This window comes from Shewanella sp. SM20 (assembly GCF_025654545.1).
GTDB classification, from domain to species: domain Bacteria; phylum Pseudomonadota; class Gammaproteobacteria; order Enterobacterales; family Shewanellaceae; genus Shewanella; species Shewanella oncorhynchi.
In genome coordinates, this window is record NZ_JAKKRK010000108.1 from 1 (window position 1) to 3,198 (window position 3,198).

5 protein-coding genes and 1 pseudogene are annotated in these 3,198 nt (G+C 40.2%); 1 reads left to right on the top strand and 5 read right to left on the bottom strand.

What is annotated here, in order from left to right:
* A pseudogene (locus L5M18_RS22900) lies at positions 1 to 193 on the top strand (IS5/IS1182 family transposase); the annotation flags it as partial.
* 439 nt (positions 194 to 632) lie between these two features.
* Here the strand turns inward: L5M18_RS22900 and L5M18_RS22905 are convergent.
* The 5 genes from L5M18_RS22905 to L5M18_RS22925 all read right to left on the bottom strand — a co-directional run.
* Positions 633 to 851 carry a hypothetical protein gene (locus tag L5M18_RS22905; protein ID WP_261762709.1) on the bottom strand — a complete coding sequence of 73 codons (219 nt, stop codon included), beginning with the start codon at positions 849 to 851 and terminating at the stop codon, positions 633 to 635.
* A gap of 117 nt (positions 852 to 968) precedes the next feature.
* Positions 969 to 1,478 (bottom strand): GNAT family N-acetyltransferase, encoded by a 510-nt coding sequence (locus tag L5M18_RS22910; protein WP_014610880.1) that lies wholly within the window; start codon positions 1,476 to 1,478, stop codon positions 969 to 971.
* Positions 1,459 to 1,752, bottom strand: a complete 294-nt coding sequence (locus L5M18_RS22915) for a DUF1778 domain-containing protein (protein ID WP_014610881.1) — start codon at positions 1,750 to 1,752, stop codon at positions 1,459 to 1,461. The genes L5M18_RS22910 and L5M18_RS22915 overlap by 20 nt, the downstream gene beginning before the upstream one ends.
* A gap of 208 nt (positions 1,753 to 1,960) precedes the next feature.
* Positions 1,961 to 2,515, bottom strand: coding sequence for a hypothetical protein (locus tag L5M18_RS22920; protein ID WP_014610882.1), 555 nt, complete (start codon positions 2,513 to 2,515; stop codon positions 1,961 to 1,963).
* 439 nt (positions 2,516 to 2,954) lie between these two features.
* Positions 2,955 to 3,198 (bottom strand): transposase domain-containing protein (locus tag L5M18_RS22925; RefSeq protein WP_263198707.1); only part of this gene is annotated, 244 nt, incomplete at its 5' end.

The following is a 3,198-nucleotide window of genomic DNA, read 5'->3' on the forward strand; positions in this document are numbered from 1 at the left end:
ACAATGGAAACAAGAGAATGACTATCACCAACGCTCCCTGTCAGAAACAGCTATGTATCGTTACAAGCAACTGATTAGCCCGAAATTGAGCCTGCGGGACTACAACGGCCAAGTCGGCGAGGCACTGGCTGGTGTGAAAGTGATGAACAAAGTCATAGGACTGGGTATGCCTATTCGCCAGAGGGTCAATTAATACCAGGAACCCTTTTAGGAAAAGGCATACCTAAGATTGATTTAGGCAACAACGCCTCCATCATGACGTATTGTTTCCGCTGAAGTCAGAAATGATCGATTTTAATCGAAGTGATAGAGCTATTACTGCACGTTTTTGGTTCATATAAGAGTAATCTGAGAATATCCAATTATAGTACTCAATGCACTTTTGCCACAAATCGTGTTTCATACGTCGTTCTTACCAGAAGCAATCTTACGAAAACCTATTAACTATATAATTTAATAGATTCATTATGTTAGATCTATTTTGGCGAAAATTTCCAGAATCCCGGCGCACCCTCTCATAGCGGATTAAGATCTGGCGACGGGGTTCTGAACTTTTTACACAAACAGTAAAATCAGCTGCTGACTTATATGTATAAACCATCACCGCGAACTTAGTCGCGGGTGTTGTAACCTCAACGAACGGCATGTAAATATGGGCTGAGCGAGGCGGCAATGTACCATGTTTCATTCCGTACCGACACATGCGGCTGTTTGGCGTTAACAAGGAATAACTCTGGATGATTAAGAGCGTGATATTTAACTGTAGGCAGCGAGTGATTAGATGCCCACACAATATTAACCCCTGCTTGTTTAGCCCCTGCACCCGCAAATAAATCAATCCCTTTTAGCATAAAATGTTTCCTAGCACTCAGAAATAAAACCCCAAAACAATTACGAGCGAATACCGCTCAATTGAAAAGCGCTTTGAGTGAATGCCGCACATTTATCTAAATTGTTTTGCTCATTTTTTAATGCTCGGCTTCTTTCAACATCGCTTTAGCATGGGCTAGTGTCATCATAAGTTTCAAATAATTATCAGGAAAAGATACAAAACCAAACTCACTATAAAAACGTCTAGCATCTTCGTTCTTTGCTTGTACAATAATCATAGGGATAGGAATTGCACTGGAAGCGTGGATAATTCGTTTGATTGCATCTATAAGCAATATTGAACCAAGCCCTTGTCTTTGACAGGTATGGTTAACAGCCATTCGACCTATCAAGCTGCACGTTATTTCAGATGGATATTTTTTAGCTATTTCGGTTGGTAACTCGCTAAGAGATACCTGAGCTACAGCAATAGAGTAATAACCTTTTATATGTGAAGGATTTAACTCAGAAGTAAGAACATATGTCCTTGAAATATCTTTCTTTTCATGCTGACCTGAAATACATTTCAGGTAGTTGTTTAGCTCTGTATTCCCACAATCAAAACCCTTACGGTCATGCTTATTTTTATCAAATGGGGTAACTTTCATTGTTTACCGTTTCCTTATGCTTGCGCGCGGCATTAAGAAACCGACTGTTACTTTTAACGGGTGCATCTAAAGCGTTCACAAAAGCTAAAGCATCATTTTTTGATAACACCAGAAAATGCTCTTGTGTGATCAATCTTTTCGCTTCTGAAATCATTGTATTCGCAATAAAGCTGTTAATACTGGCATAACCAGCAAGCGCAGCCGCTTTCTCTAACAGCTCTTTTGACTCAATGCTTACACGAGTGGTAATGCGTTCATTTGTCATACTTTTCATCTGCCTATTTCCTAATTTAGCATCAACGGATGCGTTCACTTTTAATAGCCACTATTCTGGCACTCTGTGCTGAACTAGCGGAACATATTGCGGTGAAATATGAGGCATAACCTCATTTACCATACTACCATTATCATTAACAAATATCAATAAAGTTGACAAAATGGCACCTTAATTCAGGTTGTTCCAAAAAGCGCCTACCAAAAGGCTAAAATATTGCTATGGTGTTACCGCCCAACCATCGGATGTTCTGCTTTTTTGATTTTGTTAGCTTTTGAAATGCACCCTCGGCAGAGATAGTTCTTATGCTCGGACTCTGCAAAGAGTTTGATATTTTTAGAATACGGGGATTACTACATGCTTCGTACAACTTCTTGCCCTCTCTACCTTTGGCGATTCGAAACAATTTACCATCTGCATTTATGGGTGGATTTTCTAAAAGAAAATCTACAGCACTTCTTTCGTCTGGTACGATAGTGCAATGGGATCGACTTCTGCCAGCGTAACCAAGTTCCTTTAATCCACCTTCGGTCATTACTGCAACCTGCCTGAAAAACATTATAAATCTAACATTGGAGATAGGTTTATTGTCTTTCCGATGAGCGTGTGAAGTGTAAATAATCCTCGCTGGGTATAGGATGCTATCGTGGTGTTTCTGACACACATGAGTTGGGTAAAATGTTGATTTTTGACTAACAGCAAAAGTGCCAATTTCCTCACAATAGAAACATTTAGTTCTTTGTTTTGCAGGACGAATAATCATAAACCCCCTTCCTTAATGACTCTATTTTACTTTCTTTTCAATAAGTTAATTAAAATCATTTCACAAGATATGGTTTATTTATCAAAACCGCCATATCCTGACCACGATAATAAGGCGCAATTCTGATTCGCTTTCTTAAACTCATTTTTTCGCCGTAGGCTTGCAACTTCCAGTGACCTCTGACAATAAATCTACGGTGCATTTTTCTATGACTTTTTTGCTCAGTTAAGCTCTCAACTGAGGACTTACTTTTATCTATTGTGATAGGCGATACAGTGCGCCCAACATCAAGAAAATCTAGATACGATATACTCGAAACATCATTTAGTTTTTTTCATAAGTTTATCCATACATCCTCGATAGCGACATTAAAACTGAAGATTATTCTGAGTTACTCTGTAAGCGTAACGCCAACCACACCTTGCGGTGTGGCGGGTGATCAGTAAGGCAGGAGTTGCTGTAGTTTCTCTTGGGTGTTGGCTTTGGGTAGCTCGGTTAATAAGCGGCATAGGTAATCATACGGCTCCAGTCCGTTGATTTTTGAGGTCTCGACCAGGCTGTACAGTGCCGCACTGGCTTGTGCTCCCGTCTTGGTATTGGCGAACAACCACGCCTTGCGACCAATCACGAACGGTTTGATGGCGCGCTCCGCACGATTGTTGTCGATATTCAGACAGCCATCA